Consider the following 20065-nt stretch of genomic DNA (forward strand, 5'->3'; position numbering starts at 1 on the left):
GGTGGTTTTATGCGTACACACTACTGTTCGGCCGTGAATGAATTAAGCTTGGATAAGCAAATCACAGTTTGTGGGTGGGTGCATAATAGACGAGATCATGGCGGAGTTATTTTTTTAGATATTCGTGATCGTTCAGGGTTATTGCAAGTTGTGTATGAGCCTGAAAACAAGGAAATTTTTGCAATTGCTGAAAAACTCAGATCGGAGTTTGTTGTTCGTGTTACTGGCATTGTACGTAAAAGACCAGAAGGAATGATCAATGATAAAATGGAAACTGGTAGAGTTGAGGTAATTGGTACACAACTTGAAATTCTTAACCAATCTCCAACCCCACCGTTTTTGCCAGATGATCATCAAATTATCAATGAAGATTTACGTTATAAATACCGCTATATTGATTTGCGGCGTGCTGTTATGCAAAAGAAACTGACTTTAAGACACAAGTTAAACAGCTCTATACGTAATTACTTGAATGAGCAGAACTTTTTAGATATAGAAACGCCTATGTTGACTAAGGCAACTCCCGAGGGTGCTCGTGATTATCTAGTGCCTTCAAGGGTGCATCCAGGACAATTCTATGCTTTACCGCAATCACCACAACTATTTAAGCAATTGCTGATGATGTCTGGATTTGACAAATATTACCAGATTGTACGCTGTTTCAGAGATGAAGATTTACGAGCTGACAGGCAGCCTGAGTTTACTCAGCTTGATATAGAAATGGCCTTTATTAATGAAGAAGATATACTGCAACTCATTGAGGGATTGCTCAAGGTTGTATTTAAGGAAATCCTTAACGTTACCTTACCTGATAAATTGCCAAGAATGTCATACCAAGAGGCTATGACACGTTATGGAAGTGATAAGCCCGATCTGCGTAATCCACTGGAGTTGATTGATATTGCAGATTTAGTAAAGGATTGTGACTTTAATGTATTTGCTTCTGCAGCGAATGATGATTCAGGAAGAGTAGTCGCTTTAAAATTACCTGATGGATGTGATCTTAGTAGAAAGGATCTGGATACCTATGGACAATTCGTAACCATCTATGGTGCTAAAGGACTTGCATATATTAAAGTGAATGATTTAAGTGCTGGTATGGCAGGTTTGCAGTCACCAATTCTCAAGTTTTTATCTGAAACTGCTGTGAAATCTATTCTTAATCGGGTTGAGGCGCAGACTGGCGACGTCATTTTTTTCGGTGCTGATAAAGCTCATGTAGTAAACGAATCTATGGGAGCCTTAAGGAATAAACTAGGTCACGATAGAAATCTGATTAATGCTGGATGGCAATTATTGTGGGTAGTTGATTGGCCTATGTTTGAATTGGATCCTCAAAGCAATAAGTTACAGCCTATGCATCATCCCTTTACCTCCCCGCAGGAACTATCTGCCGAGGCACTTCGCTCTAACCCAACGCAAACATTAGCCAGGGCATATGATATAGTTATTAATGGTTATGAAATTGGCGGTGGTTCTATTCGTATCCATCAACCTGAGCTACAAAAAACTGTATTTGACTTGATCGGAATTGATGAACAAGAGGCACATGAGAAATTTGGCTTTTTGCTGGATGCCTTACAATATGGTGCTCCACCTCATGGAGGAATTGCATTGGGAATTGATAGATTAGCTATGCTTTTGACGGACTCAACTTCCATAAGGGATGTGATTGCGTTTCCTAAAACTCAGACAGCATCCTGTCCTTTAACAAGTGCACCATCGCCTGCGGGCAATGCACAATTAACTGAACTGGGTATAAGACTTGCGCCAACTACTACGACAAAGTAATTCAAATTTAAGCACCACAAGTTTTAAATACTTGTGGTGCTTTTCCCTGCCTCTATTTTTGTTATTGTTCAGTTGTTCACTGTTTTCAGCATCGGTTAAAGAAAACAATGCCACGCTAGTGGAATATCTGGCCCATGAAAAAACTCATTTGATCATTGCTATTAATGAAATTAAACAAAAAAGTGCGCCTAAGGATGAGCAGGAGTACACCGAGAAATTGAGACAAATTAAAACTATTCTTTCAATGAATAAAGCAAAAATCGAGAGTTTGAATAGTTTTAGTGAAAATCAAAAGAAAGAAGAGGTCAATTTGAATGACCAACTAAAGCGTTTGCAACAAATGCCGCTTGCCAATGCTGAAGTAACTATTCAAGAAAAAGTCGGTAAAATCGAGAACTTGCTTACTGTTAATAAAAAAACTACTGAGTTAATAGCTGAAACTTTGGATTTAGCCAAACAATATCAATTGCTTTTAAATGATGCTTTGAATGAATTAAGACTTTGGAAAGCCAATTTCGATTTGGAAGAAAAGCTGAAGTCAATTAAAGCCATTAGAGATAAATTGAATAAAGAGCTGAATATTCTTTATGAGAATGCAGTGTCCAGCCAAGTTCAAAAGCAACCTGAGCTGACGATTGGTGAGCAGATTCAATATGAGGCCAATTTATATATTAATAATCAAAGAATTGCAGTTATCCATCAAAAATTGAATGCACTGGAGTTACAGAAAAGGATAATTAAAACGAATATCCTGTTGTTAAATAACCTGGATACTAAAGCCTTGCAGTCAGCAATTGATATATACAGAGAGGTAATTAATCAATATTCAGGTATAGAGAATTCGTTGCAAACAATTCTGAATTCTCTTACAAATCAGGCTAATCTTTTTGTTGAACCAGGATTACGAAAATCCCTTGGTTTATTGCAGAATGATGTTAAAGCAGAACTAAAGGAGACCTCTGATCAAAAACTTATCTTATCCAAAAATTTAGAGGATTATCAAAATCAGTTAAAGAAACAGATCTCAACAAGACAAAGCTTGAGCGAATACAATCTTGACAGTTGGACAGTAATTCTCAAGAAGCTAATTGATATCCCCAATTTGTTTTATAAATATATCAAAACACTGACCATAAAAGTTTATGATAGCTACACCTGGTTAGATACTTTCCCAGCTATTATTTTATGGACTGTTTTGGTTTTTATCCTTAGCCTGTTTTATATTTTAAATCATGTTTTGAAAACTTTAGTCAGGGATAAAGAGCGATCAAGATTTACTGGCTATCTTTATGATGGAATACTTGTTTTACTGCAAAGAAACATTCCACATCTTTGTTTCTTCGCTATGTTATCCTTCGTTTTATACTTCACCAGTATTTCTTATGCTAACTCTCAATTATTAATTAAACTCATTATTGTGTGGTTTACCTTTAGAGTTTTAATTTTAATCGCCCGTTTGATTTTGTTAGAAAGCATCTCGGATTCTTCAGGTAAGGACGTTAAATTATATTATCGTTTAAAATGGTTGTTGCTTTTTGGTGGATGGACAACGGCGTTGATGACATTTAGTCACTTATTACCTTTATCGATTCTACTACAAGATATATTTAATCGCTTATTCATGCTGTTTATGTTAACGGTATCCCTGGTAGCATGGAAAAGTAAAGATGTCATTCCTTATCTTATCAGACCACTACTGAAATCAAAGAAAAGGTATTTTAAAAATGCAATTTCTTTGTTAGTCATTTTAGTTCCGATTACTTTATTTACAACAGCAATTATTGGTTTGATTGGTTTTGTGAATCTGGCATGGACTATGAGTCGGTATCAAGCTTATATTTTGTTAGTTTTAGTAGGATATATTCTCGTGAGAGGTTTGATATTTGACGCATTGGAGCTTTTTTCCGAGTGGATGATATCTTCATTGAAAAATGGTTGGTTATGGATAGAGGTTTTCCTTAAACCAATCGATAAAATCTTGCGTATTGCTTTGTTTTTAACAAGTGTATTAATTTTATTTCAATTGTTTGGTTGGTACTCTGATTCACTAGTTGTGACTAGCCTCGAAAAAGTGATTCAATACAGTATTCTTAATATTACAGGCATACATATTACAGTCGCCAGTATCATTGAGTTTCTCATTCTACTAGCTGTTTTAGTATGGGCAGCAAAGTGGACAAGGGAGTTTTGCTTTCGATGGTTATATAAGAATACCAAAGATGTTGGCATACGCCATAGTTTATCCGTATTTACACAATATGCAATCATATTATTGGGTACTTTCATAACTCTCCATGTTCTGGGATTGGATTTTAGCGGTATGTCAATGATACTTGGAGGACTCGCCGTTGGTATGGGTTTCGGTTTAAGAGATTTTGCTTCAAATATTGTAGGAGGCATTATGCTTTTAATTGAAAGACCAGTAAGAGAGGGCGATTTGATCACCATAGGTGAATACGAAGGGCAAGTGGCTCATATAGGCATTCGTTCCATGCGCGTCTCCTCATGGGACAATACTCAGGTTTTGATTCCTAATGCTGAAACATTCAATAAACCTTTTACTAACTGGACTCATCAAGATGGCATTATTCGCACGGTCATACCGATAAAGGTAAGCAGAGCCGATGATCCAGTGATGATCCAACAGTTAATACTTGATGTATTAGCAATTATTCCTGAAATCGTTCCAGATCCTCCCGCTCAGGTGTTCTTAAAGAAAATTGATACAGCTTTAATAGAATTTGAAGCACGGTATTTTATCAACATCCAGAATCATAACCGTGTTGAAGTAAGGTCAAAAGTTTTGTTTGCGATAACCGCACAATTTAAAGCGGCAGGAATACAGCCGCCAATAGAGCCTATTACTGTTGAACTAAAAGAGAGCTCCTGTGATTTTAGCCTTAAAAAGCAAACCACCGAAGAATGAAAAAGAACTTTTGGAGCAATGCCAGCGAATTGAAGGTTTAAGTTTTGCTCAGTTAGCTCTTGAATTGGGTCTATCCACCCCTTTAAATCCTGTTCATCGAAAAGGATGGGTAGGACAAGCTCTTGAGTTAGCCTTAGGTACAGATGCAAAAAATGAGTCTCTACCTGATTTCAAACAATTGGGTATCGAATTAAAAACGATACCCATTAATAAATCAGGGAAACCGGCTGAATCTACATTTATTGTTTCTATTCCACTAGTTACTATACATCAGCAAAGTTGGGAGTCCTCTCAATGTTACGCTAAATTAAAAAGGGTATTATGGATTCCTATAGAGGGAGACACGGATATTCCATTTCCCCATAGAAGAATTGGACGTGGATTTTTATGGTCTCCAAATAAAGAGCAGGAATCTATTCTTAAAGAAGATTGGAGTTATTTAACAAATCAAATCGTTATGGGACAATTAGAAACATTAAACTCTTCTTCGGGAGAATATCTTCAAGTGAGGCCTAAGGCTGCCAATGGAAAATCTTTATGTTATGCTTATGACGCAGAGGGTAATCGTATAAAAACGTTACCAAGAGGATTTTATTTGCGCTCCTGTTTTACTTCCTTAATTTTAACTCAATCATAATTTTAAGGATTAATTAAACATCATATGTTTATCTACATTAAAGTTTTTGTTGATTAGTAGGCATGGATGATATTTGTTCAGATATTGCTGAAGGAGTAACTATCGATTCTCTTGCTGCATATAGCTTTCTATTAAATAATGACCATTTGAGATCATGGTAGGGCAAGGGGTCTTCTGGTTTGTTCTCACTAGAATACATTTTATCCTTGCGAATATTATGAGAGTGATAAAATTCTGCTGGTATTCTGCTTTCCGGATGTTCTCTTGCACCGTCATCTATCACTTTGGCAGTGGAAAAATAAAGAGAGGCTATACCAAGTATTAGCGTGGTACCTGCTAATAATGCAATCATTATTCCTAACGACACAGGATTGGAAATAGCAGCCAAACCAGCTGCTGAGCTTGTGGAAAATAAAAAGAGACTTACGCCTATTGCTAAAATAGCGGCAGCGGCAATACAAACAAGAATCGTATTACGGGTGACATTGGATATTGCTACTTGTGCTTCACTTGTTTTGGGCAACCAGAGAGCAAAGACTTTATCATTAAGCTTAATAGATGATTTATTTAATTGGAAGAGCTGTATATTTGTATTCGCAGGAAATTGTAAATCTTTAAAGACACGATTTTTATTTGATTTAATTGAGTTTGCAATGATTGCTATTGTTGGTAGTGGACCTAAATGGGCATGGGCTTGAATTTCCTTTTGCCATGCTTTATCAATTTCCATTTCATTTTCGTGATATTCTTTATGCAGCTGCATTAATAAACTGCTAGTGATATAAAAATGAATACTATCAAGAATAAAGCGATCTAAAACGCTAATTTGGTTGTCACGTGGATCAAAATTATCAAAATTACCGAAGAAATATCGGATTCTATTTTGATTATGTGTCCCTATGAAATCGTAAATTTTTTTATGATTATTAGTCAACAACTTGAAAAATATTTCGTCAGGAAGATCTTTTATATCATACCTTGCTTTAACGCATTCTTTTAATTTGCTGATGTCAGATATCTGCTCTAGAAACAGTTTTTTGTATTCGTTGTAAAGCAATTCCTTATTTGCAAAAACAGTTTTCATCTTGAGAAACCTTGGGTGTGAAAAATGGCATTATTTCCTGTTAATCATCCTTATATTTGTCTTAATGATGATTATGCACATTATTCAATGCCAACCATTAACAAGGGTTAAGGCTGGCAAAATAGCGCTATTTTGAATTAGAGCCGGCTAACATTCCTGGTATGGTTGTTTGCAACATGTTTTTAACAGAGTTGACTGGTTGAGTTAGCTTGGCTTTCAATAGATCTCTAAAATCAGAGTTCGTAGCAAAATACTTTATTGCCTGCTCGAAGCCAGCAAAAACTCCTAAATCAAGACCTCTTATTTCTACCTGTACTTTCAAATCTTTAATACGTTGCACTTGATCCTGACTCGGTTTACTGGCTGTTGAGAACAGTGAGAATGGCGCTGATACTATGGAATAGCCTATGGACAATGTATTGGATAGGATCCCACTTTGAGTTTCGGCGGTTTTTACTTCTTTAGGCCAGGCAACCATAAAATCAGTAGTGCATAAAGGGGACATTAATTTAATCATGCGCTGGATATCAGGATACAAAAGATTATTGGTATTATCGATATCTGTACTATAGCTTTCTTTGTTATTTTTTAAACACCAATTATAAAGTACTTTCATCTCTTCCAATTGTTCATAAAAGTCTGTCATGCTAAATGATTCAAGAATGTAACCAGTAGCGCCTAAATAGAGACAGGCTGCAAGAAGGTGATTGGCAAATTCAGGAATTGGCAAAAACATTCCCACTATCCACGAGCCTCCCCAAGCTGTTAATGCCGTGCTCATTGCTTGATAGAGGTACATTTGATTGACACTTAATTCAAATTGTTTAATGTATGTTTCCAGTGCCTGTGTGTGTTCCTTATTATCCAGGTTGAAGGGAGATGACGTCAGAACTCTTAGGGTTTCTTTCCTTTTGGCTCTTTCAACTCCAACTTCAGCCATTCCAACTGCGTTTACCTTACCCACAATTCTCTCCTTGAAATCAAAATTTCATTTTATACTATAAATTTAAAAAATAATGAATTAGATTTTAGCTAAGAGTTCAATTAATTTAACTTAATAAAAAAGGCGAGGTATAATAAACCGATTAATCAAATTTAAGTCAATATCATGTCTCGTACAATGTTTTTTTCCGTTGATGCGGCCAATTTCCAAAATTTACAAATTAATAATCAAAAGGCTTTTGCAGCATTGGAGAGTTATCTGAATGATAATGACTCACCAGGTGTCTGGAATAATAATCAAGGATACAAATATACCCATAAAGACATCACTTATTGCTTCTCATTTAATCAATCTTTAGTAAGACGCCCAAGAAAATCGGATAAAAAAAAACACACATTTGAAATTTTTGACCCTAACAAGAATCCTTTAGGCAAAGGAGGGTACGGTATTGTGTACCCTATCTTGGGTACAATTCAGTTTGAATGTGGGAATGTCATTAAAAGACCACAAAAGAATAAATTAGTTAAAATACAAAATCATAGTTATCGCGATCAAAGTCATTCTGTACTACGTGAATATCAAGGTCTTCTGCAATCAGGGCATATAGCGGTCAAACCACCAGTATTTGTAGTAGATAAAGAGAGTAAATTCAGTTATTTGATTATGGAAAAAGCAGATGGTATCGTTTTAGAGAAGTTTCTTAATCCTGTTAAGCGGCTTGATTTGTCAGAAGAGATACCTGAACTTAATCTTATTAATAGGATTGAGATCACTTTTGCCATTTTAAAAGCAATTAAAGAGCAGGTGACAGATAAACATCTGATTCACCGAGATATAAAACCAGGAAATATTATAATAGATTTTAGCAAGTCGCCTCCGATAGCTAAAGTAATTGATTTTGGTTTTGTGCTTAGAGAATCAGAGCAAGATTATCGTCGCTGTGGGACCAGAGCGTACAGAGCACCAGAATCTTTCAATACCCAGGCATTGTACACAGCAAAAGCTGATGTTTGGTCTGCAGGCAGGATATTAAGTTATTTGTGGGGAGATAAATACACTAATTATTACATCTCTCGTGATAAGGGGTTGGACTATGTGGTTGAGAAGTCGAGAAACGAGTTACTCTTCTCTGAGCCGGAATTGGAACTTTATTTAACCAATGAAGATAAAAGTAAAATCAGAGCGTGCCTAAACGCAATGCTTGTAGTCAATCCTGAGGAAAGAGTATCAATTGATGAGGCTTTCAAGCAATTTTCCCAAATTGATTTTGAAAAATATAAAAGATTAAAGCAGTTTACAAACTCTGAACTTGATTTAACAGAGTATGATATTAAATTAAGAAAACAGGTCAATTTAATTCACCTTCATTTGATTACCCTACAGAGCAAAGAAAAAGATTTACGTGAAAGGGAGTGTTTTGATGCAGCAAATGCGATGAGTCGATTGGTTAGTAAGCTCACTATCTACACCAATTATCTTGAAAAAAATCCAGATCCCTTTTTAATAAAACGCTATCAGGATTGCTGCATCAAAGAAGTTGATTTAGCCAATTTGACTTTGAAAAATCACCGAGATGCCTTGTGGCTGGTAGCTGAGTTATCAACAGCCATCCTTTTGCTTGGTGTAGGGTATTTATTTGCTTTTGGGATAAATTATTATTACACAGGTCGTTTGGGTTTATTTTCTCAAACCAGGTCTGAGAAAATAGTGGAGGAAATGAAAAACTCAGTTTTGGGCATTGTGGCTGGAAATTAAAAATCTGTATTTCCCGGATTATGACAGAAGCGTCTAATCCGGGTGGTTGGTGTTTAGACTTTTAGTACTTGAGCTTGAGCTATATTCAGGTTTTCTAGTTTTTGCAAGGAGTCCGTTTCAAAATGAAAGAAAAAGTGACGACCTTCCGTTTTATAGTAGTTAATGGAAGCTGCAAGCAAATAGAGAACACCAAGACCTATGATGGCTGCTCCTACATTAACTAACAAAGGTTTCCATCCTCTATGCTGTTCCAGTACAGGTCGAGCCCTCTCAATTTCTCTTTGGCATGTTTCTTTGAAATTTTCGTATGCCTCGGGGGTTTTGTGATAAAAATATAATTGAGAGGCTATTAATAATTCTTGATGCAGTCTGTTAGCTGCTTTTGATGCGGATTCATAATGATAAGGATCAACCTCTGCTTTTCTGCTTAATTCCTCAGCTTTTTTTCGGATGTTTTCCAATTCGGTATTAAATTGGGTAGTGAATGACGTTTTAGTGTGCTCAAGCTCATTCAAAAATATTTCTTCTTCATCTTGAGAGATTAATTCAGAATTAACAAAAGAAAGTAAGGTATTTTTGAGTTTGGTATCCGTTATTTGCTGTGAATACTTAATATTAATTTGAATTTGATCCATGTCATCATAGGTGATGTTAGGAATACCTCCTATAAAATAAAGAATGTACAGATTATTGAAAAGGGTGGTAATTTTTTGCAGAGCCTCTCTATTTTTAGGACAAATAGTTAGAACATTATGAGCTAGACTGATATCAATTTTTTCACAAGAATGTTTAAACGATGACATACTAAACCTCATATAATTCAGAGATTTCCTTATGCAACAATTCATTTCCATTGAAGGCAGGTTAAGTATAGGTAGACAAGCTTAAGATTTTATTAAGAAGAGCTTTGAAATTAACAATTTTTTAAAAAAACTTTACGATTTTTTGAAATGTAAAAAACACTATTATATACTACAGATTTCTTTTATAAAAAAATGCATATCTACATCGAACAGATGGTTACCCTGATGAAGGCAAAACTGCCTATGAAAACAGGTAAAATCCATGGGTTATCAGCAGAATCCCAATAATTAATACCACTACTGAAATCACATAATAACCTGTCCCTGTATAGGCTTTTTGACTGCATTTAACCATAAATTCGGGAAATCCAAGCCATAATATTGATTTAATCAAGATAATCCAGGCTACCAGGGTGACTAGTACCTCTGATTCAGGAACCCAAATGTTATGGACAAGTACAAGGCAAATACCAATAATTAACCCCAAGCTTCCAGTCGTCACGATTGTGGCACTGCCTGCTTTGAGATGAGTCAACAATTCACGATAATATGAAGCTCTTGAAAGCATTATAATTCCCACAATAAGAAGATAGAGACCTATTGCTTGTGCCAAAAATAAAGAGTGAATTGATTCTTGCATGGTTGGCTCCTTGTGATTCCTCTCCTAAATTAATTATAGTACATGCAGGGTTGGGTTTGTTAATTAGTTGGACATTTGCAATGGTTACTACTCATCTAAAACAACCTGTGTATTATATTTGGTTCTATTAAGACAAAAACTGCTTCTGAATTTTCTAATATTGGGTTCATTAGCGAATACTCGTCTCGCAAATTCATTGTAATGATTCATATCTCTGACATGAATAATAAGCAGATAATCTGTGTCTCCCGAGATAAAATAGCACTGCATAACCTCAGGTTCCTCAGACATTTTTCTTTCAAAATGAGTTAAAAGATCTTCTCTTTGTTTTTCAAGAGTAATATTGACGAACACAATTAATGGTCTGCCTACTTTAAATGGATCAACCAAAGCAACATCATTAACGATAATTTTTTCCTCTCTCAGGCGTTTGACTCTTCGAAAACAGGGTGGGGCAGAGATTCCAACTATATCTGCCAATGCCTGGTTAGTAATTTGATTATTTTTCTGAAGAATATTTAGAATTTTTCTATCAATTTTATCAAGTATTTCAATTGGATATTCTGTATTTTTTTCATTTGGATAATTTTTTGTTGGCTTGTTTTTCATATATTACCTTTTGTTTCAAAAATACATTATAAAAAGTAATTTTTATAAATAAAATAAGAAATTTATTTATATTTGTTTTATGTTAACTTACCTCCACACAGACTTGCAGGAGGTTACCAATGATTACAATCAGATTAGCTGAAATGAACGAGATTCAATTTTTAAATCAATTAATTTCTTGTTCAGCAAGAGAGCTTAGCCGTGAAGATTATACAAAGGAAGAAATTGAAGGAGCCATTCACTATGTATTTGGTGTAGATTTAGAGTTAATTTTAGACAAAACTTATTTTGTTATAGAAAAGGATGGACAAATTGCCGATTGTGGAGGATGGAGTCGAAGAAAAACATTATTTGGTGGTAGTCAGTATAAAGGAAGAGAACAAGGAAAATACCTTGAGCCTCAACAAGACTTTGCAAAAATAAGAGCTTTTTTTATTCATCCCAAATTCGCAAGACAAGGATTGGGAAGTATTCTGTTGAAGCATTGCGAACAAGAGGCTCTTTTACAAAAATTTACTCGGCTTGAGATGATGGCCACTTTACCTGGGGTTAAACTCTATAGCGCTTTTGGCTATAAGCCTGTTTCAAGTGAAGTGATTATTCTTCCCAATAATGTTCCGCTAAGATTTGTTCGGATGACGAAAGGTTAGTTCATAATCCATTTTATACTATCTGGAATCATTATTGAGTAATAGTTATTGAGAATCAATTCATCATCATAATGTTAAAAACAGTTACCCTATGAAAGTATGAGATTAGATTCATGGTGTAATTTAAGTTTTACTTAAGTTATTTATGATATATTCATGACCACTTTGTAGATATTTAGTTTATTTTTGGTGTTTTCTCCTGTGGAGGCAACAGTAAAAATTTTGATTATAACCAAGTGGGATAAAGATATGAAAGAGCAACAAAAAGCAATTTTTATTGAGAATATCAAATCAATATGCGCTATTGATGAACAAATGGCTAAAGAATTAGCTGATTCATTGCTTGAAATTCAGCAGTTAAATACCGGAGTTAATGAGCAAACACTGGTTAGTGAGGTGTTTTTAACTAAATTTGCGCTTTATCTTAAAATTGGGAAAGAGATTGCTTTTGATTGGGTTCGAAAAAATAAAGACTTGGATACTCCATTTCCTTCAGATACTGTCGAAAGTCAGCCTGTTTCAGATGCGAAAAAGTCTGTTGAGAACAAGGTGCAAGTATACGGCCCTATGACAATTGGTAAGTCTCCTGTCAAAAGAACTTTAAATCAATTAACTAATGTTCTTTTGAAAGAAGTCGTTGAAGGTGGACAGACTCAGACGCAGAAAACTCAAAAATTACAAGCTTACATCTTCGACCAATTAGCAAGGCGATTAGAAGCAGCACTTAGTCAAGAGCAGATTAACGATCTATATAACAGAATAAGAGGTACTGGTGGTTATACTAAAAGCGAAACATTTTCCGAAGAACAGCTTAAAATTCTAAAAGAAAAAGTCATTCCAGAATTAAAACGAGAGCTTACTGATCCTCGCAACGGGAATGTTAATATTTTAGGATTAGATGTTAGTCGTGAAGACAAATACGCATTTGATACATCGGATATATTTTCTGTTTGGTTTAGCAATAATCCGGCAGTTTATATGCCACAACATGTTAAAACTCAAGTAGAAAAAACTGCAAAACTTAACCAGCCGGGCAAAACCCGAATTGTTTTTAGCTCATTGTGCTTAAATGAGACCGCTAGGATTGAGTTTCAACAATGGGCAAAGGAAAATAACATTGAATTAGTTGATATTGATTCAATAGATTTAAAATCAGTCAGTGATACGGACGCACAATTGCTAAATCTGGCCAAATATGAGCTTGAAGCTATGAGAAAGGGTAAGGGAGGAAATCCTGCAGCAGCATCCGATTTGGTGCGTTGGGTTGATGTAATCATTGGAGAAAGCAGCACTTATATTGATATTGATCTGCCAATGAATGATAAAAAAGTCGCAGTTGAGGTTCGTTCTGGCTTCCCGGTTCTGCTTAATATAGGATCGGCCCTCACAAAGGATGGTCAACAACCTGCTTTGGAAAACCCGGCTTTCAATACCGATATGATCGCTTATAGCAAAGATAAAGAGGCTCGTCGTCAAATAATCGAGGGAGTCGCCAAAAATATCATTGCGCGTTATGAAAACTGTGTGAAATATATTGCAGAAAGTAAAAACGAAGAATTAGTACGTTTAAAAAATTCACCAGGTTATCAATTACTTGTTAAAAATACAGATGGCAAATTTGATTTATGTACCTTAAGGGCGGCGGTTTCAGGTGCTCACCAGGATGCTTTGTCGTTTGCAACTTTTTTTGGCGCTGAGTATTTTGCTAAAACTTTTGCTACACAAGAACTTATACCTGTAATTAAAGAGGCAATTCAGCATCAAAATCAAGAGTTACTTACATCTGTTATTGAAAATCATATAGAAAAACAACATCTGAATGACTATCCTAAGACTCCCGATGGCATTAAAAAACTATTGAAGTCGTTTCAAGGGATTGTCTATAAACCATTGGTTATGGAATTCTCAGGCCCAAGTGCTGTCTCATCGTCTTGGGTGGAAGCTATATCTGGAAGATCCATCCCGAGGAATTTTGAATATTTAGCTGAACCTATGTCTCAGCCATTACGAGTTTTACAGCATCATGCCTGTGTATCTGGAAAAGCTAATTTTTCTTCTGATAACATTCCTAAATGGTGTGAACCTCAGTCTGAAGTAGAAAAACGACAACAACAAAGAGAAGATGGGCTTTCCTGGCTTCCAGATGCTCAAGAGAAGCTTAAGAGGGAAGGGCAGCAAGCCAAGATTGAAGAAGAACAACGAATCAAACTTGAAGAAGAACAACGAATCAAACTTGAAGAAGAGCAACGAATCAAACTTGAGGAAGAACAACGAATCAAACTTGAAGAAGAGCAACGAATCAAACTTGAGGAAGAGCAACGAATCAAACTTGAGGAAGAGCAACGAATCAAACTTGAGGAAGAACACAAAAGCAAAAAATACTTTGCTCAGTCCGATGCTATTGATCTCATTTTGAATAATTTCGAAAATGAAATTAGCTCTATTGGTGCTTATTATGCCCCTGCAAAACAAAGAGCTATAGAATTGCTAGATACTTTGAGAAAATATAAAGAGGAAGCATTTAATGATCCAAGCAGAGAAAAATTAATCTCTTTTGCGCAAAGTACAAAAAGAGCAATTCAGGAAGCAACACCAATACTGCAAAAAGATTTAGGCTGGGGAGATTATTTAACCAATTTAGCGAAACAATTGGTTAATGCAGTGACCTTTGCTGTGGCTTATGCTGTAACTTTTGGAACCACCGGGCATCAAGGCTTTTTTGCTTTGAAATCCTCTCTGGCGGTTAATCAGTCTCAAAATCTTGAAGAGTCACTCAATAGCGAATTAGGCCAAAAAAACTGTTAGGGAATAGGTCAGATGTAGAATGCTAGTGGGCAGGACATTATTTTTTCTGCCCAAGCATTCTTCTTAGATCTAATGTATTTCGATTCAGTAATATTGATTTAGAAATGAAAGGTTGCAATCCATTTTATTTTGCTGATAATGTTCAAAATAGAGCGTGTGAGAATAAGATAAGCACATATTGTATATCGTAATGATATTAGGAGAGTTAGATGCGTAAAAGTAAAGCGATGCAAGTACCTAAAAAAAGAATACAAATTTTAACTATTTCAGAATCAAGTAAAGAAGATCTGGATATCGTACCAGAGCATTCTGAGGAACTGGATTTATCTCCCAGCAAAGAAACAAGCAAAACTAACAGTAAAAAACTGGAGAGTACTGCACGCAAAGAACAGATTAAGAAATTGGAAGGAGAGCTTCACAGTCACATTCAAGATGCTATGGAATTAGAAGAGGAATCTTTTGCAGAATTCAGTATTAATACTGCAAGACCTAGTAATTATTTATTTCGCTTTGTCAGTGAAAAAGAATATTTAGCAATTCTTGAAAATTTAAATCAAGGAAAGAGAATATTTGGTAACAAGACAAAAGTATGTGAAGACGACGACGAAAAGACAACAACTAAAGCAAAAGGGGAAACTTTTTTTGCTTTTGATCTTAAATATGCTCAAAAATATTTCAATAAAGGCACACGACGTGATGGAGTGATGCTTGCTATAGAGTTGCAGGAAGATGCTGATACCAAGCTGTTATCTAATAACGAAATTATTAGAAGAATTGGAGATGATCCTGGAATGGCCGGGGGCCGATGGGCGAAATGCAAGAAAGTAAAACCTGGCGAAAGAGGGGTAGTGGTAGTCAAGTGCGAAGGTGTTGGCTCATGTAAATATCCATATACCTTGGGTTTTAGAGAAGGGGAAGAAGGGGTCAGTCCTTTCGACGTACTATTTGAGTTAACGCGTTCTGTAAAGGTACTGGGCAAGAATGGCAGTTGTAAAACTATTTATCATTATTCTGTTCCTGCGCCAAAAGAAAAAGAGCTTACAAGCATTGTGCAAGATGACACTGAAAGTGGTGTAAACGAGACTCTTAGGGATGAATTTTTATCAGTTGTCCCTAGTTCTCCTTCATCACGTTTTGGTTTCTTTACAAAAAATGAGTCTGAAGGCATTTCAGGATTGGTTCATCTAATACCTGAAGATGAAATCCTACTCTCTAAAGATAATACACCCTCACATAATTAATTAGGTTAAATTTTTAAGACTTTGGACGGGTAATTAAATACTATTTATTTACCCGTTTCTGTGTATATCCTTAATGACAATGGATAGGCACATACAACTAATTTATCAATTTTGCTTCCATTGCTAAATACAATTTACTTATTAGTTGGTTTAAGCCAATTAATATGAGTGCGTTGTACTATAATCTTAATAAACACTATGTTTCTCATTTTATTTATTGACCTGAGAAAAGTGCCAATCATGATAACAATCCTGAGAAAATTATGAAAAAACCTTTGGATATTACTGAGCAGAATCGCATTGCTGCATTATACGAATTAAAAATTCTGGATACACCAGCAGATGAAAGATTTGATCGAATTATCCGACTAACTTCGGGTTATTTATCGGTTCCTATTGCTTTTATTTCTTTTATTGATTCTAAACACCAATGGTTTAAATCCAGATGTGGTATAAGTCTTGACAAAATATCCCGGAATGATTCATTTTGTCACTATACTATTCAACAAAATAAACCAATGATTATTCCAGACGCATTGTTGGATGAGCGATTTTGTAATAATCCCTATGTAACTAATTCACCAAATATTCGTTTTTACGCAGGATTTCCCTTATCAACAGTTGATGGTTTTAATGTGGGAACACTATGTGCAATCGATAAAAAACCACGTAATTTAGATGAGACTGAAATTCAAATTTTAAAAGATTTGGCAACTTTGACAGAAGATCAACTCAACTTGCTGGATATTTCGCTTCTTGAGAAGGCTGTAAGAGAAAAAAATATCTCTCTGACAAAAGCTAAGAAAGAGCTTGAAATTCGTAATAATTTTATTCGTAAAGTATTTGGTAGTTTTATGTCTGATGAGATTGTTGCCGCACTTCTTGAGTCAAAATCAGAGTTAAAATTAGGCGGAGAGGAACGTAAAATTACAATTCTGTTTAGTGACTTAAGAAATTTTACGACTCTGTCGGAGCATTTTCCTGCGGATAAAATTGTAGCTGCGCTTAACAATCATTACGGAAAAATGGTTGATGTCATAGAAAAATACAATGGTACTGTCGATTCCTTTATTGGTGACGCTATTATGGTGGTATTTGGAGCACCGCACTCTGGAGGAGATGACGCATACCGAGCGATAGCCTGTGCATTAGAGATGCAAGCTACCATGCAAGAAGTCAACGCAATGAATCGCAACAACAGTTTACCCGAATTAGCAATGGGCATAGGGATTAATACAGGGTATGCTATTGTAGGGAATATTGGTTCTCAGAAGCGCATGCAATACAGTGCAATTGGTTCTCCGGTTAATTTGGCATCACGCATTCAGGATCTGACTTTAGGTGGACAGATTTTAATTTCTGAGGCAACTTACCAGGAGGTTAACCAGTCGCTCGAATTAAATGGGCATCTCAGGGTGAAAGTTAAGGGAGTTACTTCTCCTATCACCATTTATGATGTTATCGGACTGGATAAAAAATCAGACTTATAGTAAACGCTGCCATTGTAATAAGAACTGACAATAAAACAATGGGGTGAAGAGATATCTTACAGTCATAACGTCAATCGTATTGTGACTGAAACATGAAGTCCTATAGGATAGATATGGCTAAAAATAAATTTAAAGTAGTTAATCCGCTTTTAAGTCTTATGAATGTTGGAGAGGCAACTTATAACGACTTGCAATTGCTTAAGATTAATTCAATTCAGCAACTTGCTAATGCATGTGCTGACGAACTCTACTTGCGCCTGCAACAAATTACTGGCCAATCTCATGATCCATGTGTTTGGGATGTATTTGCTGCTGCTATAAACGAGGCACGTACAGGTGAAAAACAACCTTGGTGGGAATGGACAAAAATACGAAAAAAAAGCAACTGGAAGGAACATTTTGTATTTAAAATATTCAATGTGACAATCATAATGTATAATATGCATTTTATTCCTTTTCCATAATTCTAATATGAATATCTTTATTAAAGTAATTGCCGCCTTAGTTGGGGTATTTTTTTTAACATCTTCAAAGGCCTCAGGCCTCACAACAACTGATGGTGGTGTAAGTCAGGATGTTCCATCTCTGGTATTTCAAGTTATTCAAAATCAGATGGTATTGGACAGATCAACAGTTGAATCGGCATCAATAGTATTACCTGAAAATTCAGCTGACAGTTATGGTGTCCATATTAAATTAAAAACTATTGCAGCCACTAAATTTGGGCAAATGACTGAAAACGGTACAGGAAAACAAGGAAGCTTCATCTTAAATGGTATAGTGATATCAAATCCAATAATTCGAAGCAGGATAGGTGATGAGTTCATTGTAACAGGGTTTACCAAGAAACAGGCGAACCAATTTATTGAAAGCATGGCGTCAAAAAATAATTAAAATTAATCCGAAGAAAAAGCTATTTCAATAACATCATTTGGATCAAACATCGATTTAAAATGTTTAAAACTTTCAAGTCTGGATTCGTCGTTTTGAACACGTGAAAGCAAGTCTTGTCCATATATAGCTATATCTTCGACAATTCGTTCATGTCTATAATAAGATAAAATTATTTTATCAACGTTTGTTTTACCATAACCCTCATAAAAATAATCGATTTCATGGGGTTTATTCCATACATTACCAATGCCTCCGCCTATGAACATCAAATCACGCTCTTTGGGTGCTAACATGGGCTCATCCCAATCAATAATGTAAATAGATTCCTCATTAACAACCAACACATTGCCTGCATGTACATCAGAATGACACAACACATATTTATCTAAATCAGGTTGAATTTTTTTAGATAGATCATCTGAAGAATCGACTAATCGATGAATTGAATCGATTTTTTGATTAAAAAAAGATTTGAAGTCAGTGGTAATTTGATCATCAGACTCATCTAATCCAATTTGACTGTAAAAAGACCTAACCATTTCACGCCATTTAGGTGAGTAAGTTTCCTTTCTTAATCGCTGTTGAATCGAGGTGGGAACAGTTGTTTCATGAATTTGCCTTAATACTTTTCCAAGCTGTTTCCACTGTTTTTCTGTTAAATTTTTGGTGAAACCATCAGGCGCATCAATAAATGGGTACACAATCATTTTAAAATGATCTACCTGCTGAAATAATTTCGCTTCGAGTGTGTGGACAGGAAAAACAATTTCTTTTACTCCAGAATTATGCAAGAGACTAATGATTGATAAATTAATTTCATCATGATGGCCGTATTTCAGCTTTACGAAATAAGAATTGGATTCTGAATCCGCTTTATATCCAGAGGCATTCATATCAGCACCACCCACGATGAGTTGTACTGCATGAATATCAATTCCATAATAGACTTTCAAAAGCTCAATGAGTTGTTGATCTGGAATATTATTTCTTAGCATAAGAGTCAGTTATTGTTTGGAAATTAGTATAATGGTAAAGCAAACAATATAATCGGAATACTATTATTACTTGGATTCAACGCATAAAAAAGTGTTTGCAACTGGAGTTTAACATGGTGGAAAAGAATAAAGATAAAGTTTATCAAGTATATGACGAGATCGTTGACTGGTTTGATGATAACCGTACTAAAGATTTGACTATGGAGAAACTTTATTTAGATTTTATTCAAAAATGTCTCAAACCTAAAAGCAAAATATTAGATGTAGGTTGTGGTACTGGAGAACCTATAGCCCAATTTTTAATCAATGAAGGTTACGATGTAACCGGAATAGATGCTAGTAGAAAAATGATTAACTTGTGTAAGCAACGATTTCCAAAAAACAAATGGATTTTAGCAGATATGCGTACTTTAGATTTGAATGAAAAATTCCATGCGGTTATTGCGTGGCATAGCTTTTTTCATTTACCTCACGATGATCAAAGAATGACTTTAAAATTATTAGCTTCCTATGTTGATCTAAATGGTTTATTAATCTTTACATCAGGATCTGAATACGATGAAGTTTGGAGTAATAATGGAGGACACGATTTATATCATGCATCTCTTTCTACCGAAGAATATGAACAGATACTTATAGATAATAATTTTAAGGTACTGGCGCATAAAATTAGAGATCCAGATTGTGGAGACGCGACAGTTTGGGTTGCCCAAAAAAGCTAGTCGCACTTATTAGTTGAATTCACGGTACTTACAATCGATATTAAGTCTGATTATATAGATTAAAGGGACTATTGGATTAG

The 20065-nt window shown here is 35.3% G+C and carries 17 protein-coding genes; 11 read left to right on the forward strand and 6 right to left on the reverse strand.

Going from position 1 to position 20065, the window contains the following annotated elements; translation table 11 throughout:
* The first annotated feature begins 9 nt into the window (after positions 1-9).
* The 3 genes from aspS to mutH are packed head-to-tail and all read left to right on the forward strand — an operon-like array spanning position 10 to position 5354.
* A complete protein-coding gene (gene aspS, locus EL201_RS07520) occupies positions 10-1791 on the forward strand; it encodes an aspartate--tRNA ligase (protein WP_027221658.1) in 1782 nt (593 codons plus the stop codon).
* On the forward strand, positions 1766-4717 hold the full coding sequence (locus tag EL201_RS07525; protein WP_027221659.1) for a mechanosensitive ion channel domain-containing protein: 2952 nt from the start codon (positions 1766-1768) through the stop codon (positions 4715-4717). The genes aspS and EL201_RS07525 overlap by 26 nt, the downstream gene beginning before the upstream one ends.
* Entirely contained in the window at positions 4680-5354 is a 675-nt protein-coding gene (gene mutH, locus EL201_RS07530; protein ID WP_027221660.1) for a DNA mismatch repair endonuclease MutH, read from the forward strand. Before EL201_RS07525 ends, mutH begins: the two co-directional genes overlap by 38 nt.
* A 37-nt stretch (positions 5355-5391) precedes the next feature.
* Here the strand turns inward: mutH and EL201_RS07535 are convergent, their stop codons facing one another.
* Both EL201_RS07535 and EL201_RS07540 read right to left on the reverse strand, forming a co-directional pair.
* A complete protein-coding gene (locus EL201_RS07535) occupies positions 5392-6438 on the reverse strand; it encodes a hypothetical protein (protein ID WP_027221661.1) in 1047 nt (348 codons plus the stop codon).
* A 127-nt stretch (positions 6439-6565) separates the two neighbouring features.
* Positions 6566-7402, reverse strand: a complete 837-nt coding sequence (locus EL201_RS07540; RefSeq protein WP_027221662.1) for a hypothetical protein — start codon at positions 7400-7402, stop codon at positions 6566-6568.
* Positions 7403-7546: 144 nt separating this feature from the next.
* On the opposite strand from EL201_RS07540, the gene legK1 reads away from it, so the two are divergent.
* On the forward strand, positions 7547-9136 hold the full coding sequence (legK1, locus tag EL201_RS07545) for a Dot/Icm T4SS effector kinase LegK1 (protein WP_027221663.1): 1590 nt from the start codon (positions 7547-7549) through the stop codon (positions 9134-9136).
* Between the two features lie 53 nt (positions 9137-9189).
* Here legK1 and EL201_RS07550 read toward each other — a convergent pair whose 3' ends face one another.
* The 3 genes from EL201_RS07550 to EL201_RS07560 all read right to left on the reverse strand — a co-directional run bounded on the left by EL201_RS07550 (position 9190) and on the right by EL201_RS07560 (position 11188).
* Positions 9190-9999 carry a lpg1484 family Dot/Icm T4SS effector gene (locus EL201_RS07550; protein WP_080272938.1) on the reverse strand — a complete coding sequence of 270 codons (810 nt, stop codon included), beginning with the start codon at positions 9997-9999 and terminating at the stop codon, positions 9190-9192.
* A gap of 181 nt (positions 10000-10180) precedes the next feature.
* Positions 10181-10579, reverse strand: a complete 399-nt coding sequence (locus tag EL201_RS07555) for a hypothetical protein (protein ID WP_027221665.1) — start codon at positions 10577-10579, stop codon at positions 10181-10183.
* A gap of 87 nt (positions 10580-10666) precedes the next feature.
* Positions 10667-11188: an Lrp/AsnC family transcriptional regulator gene (locus EL201_RS07560; protein ID WP_027221666.1), complete on the reverse strand. Its 522-nt coding sequence runs from the start codon at positions 11186-11188 to the stop codon at positions 10667-10669.
* Positions 11189-11307: 119 nt separating this feature from the next.
* Between EL201_RS07560 and EL201_RS07565 the strand changes: the two genes are divergently transcribed.
* From EL201_RS07565 to EL201_RS07590, 6 genes are all read left to right on the forward strand, one after another.
* A complete protein-coding gene (locus tag EL201_RS07565) occupies positions 11308-11838 on the forward strand; it encodes a GNAT family N-acetyltransferase (RefSeq protein WP_027221667.1) in 531 nt (176 codons plus the stop codon).
* 249 nt (positions 11839-12087) lie between these two features.
* Positions 12088-14643 carry a glycosyltransferase family 88 protein gene (locus tag EL201_RS07570; protein ID WP_027221668.1) on the forward strand — a complete coding sequence of 852 codons (2556 nt, stop codon included), beginning with the start codon at positions 12088-12090 and terminating at the stop codon, positions 14641-14643.
* A 209-nt stretch (positions 14644-14852) separates the two neighbouring features.
* Complete coding sequence (locus EL201_RS07575) at positions 14853-15884, forward strand: hypothetical protein (protein ID WP_027221669.1); 1032 nt, start codon at positions 14853-14855, stop codon at positions 15882-15884.
* A 263-nt stretch (positions 15885-16147) separates the two neighbouring features.
* Positions 16148-17374 (forward strand): adenylate/guanylate cyclase domain-containing protein, encoded by a 1227-nt coding sequence (locus EL201_RS07580; RefSeq protein WP_027221670.1) that lies wholly within the window; start codon positions 16148-16150, stop codon positions 17372-17374.
* Positions 17375-17487: 113 nt separating this feature from the next.
* Entirely contained in the window at positions 17488-17838 is a 351-nt protein-coding gene (locus EL201_RS07585; protein WP_231955189.1) for a helix-hairpin-helix domain-containing protein, read from the forward strand.
* Positions 17839-17845: 7 nt separating this feature from the next.
* Entirely contained in the window at positions 17846-18268 is a 423-nt protein-coding gene (locus EL201_RS07590; protein WP_027221671.1) for a SecDF P1 head subdomain-containing protein, read from the forward strand.
* Positions 18269-18270: 2 nt separating this feature from the next.
* Here EL201_RS07590 and aph(9)-Ia read toward each other — a convergent pair whose 3' ends face one another.
* Positions 18271-19263: an aminoglycoside O-phosphotransferase APH(9)-Ia gene (gene aph(9)-Ia / locus EL201_RS07595; RefSeq protein WP_027221672.1), complete on the reverse strand. Its 993-nt coding sequence runs from the start codon at positions 19261-19263 to the stop codon at positions 18271-18273.
* Positions 19264-19376: 113 nt separating this feature from the next.
* Here aph(9)-Ia and EL201_RS07600 point away from each other — a divergent pair, with 113 nt between their 5' ends.
* A complete protein-coding gene (locus tag EL201_RS07600; protein WP_027221673.1) occupies positions 19377-19985 on the forward strand; it encodes a class I SAM-dependent DNA methyltransferase in 609 nt (202 codons plus the stop codon).
* Positions 19986-20065 lie beyond the last annotated feature (80 nt).

This window comes from Legionella pneumophila subsp. pascullei (assembly GCF_900637585.1).
Taxonomy (GTDB): domain Bacteria; phylum Pseudomonadota; class Gammaproteobacteria; order Legionellales; family Legionellaceae; genus Legionella; species Legionella pascullei.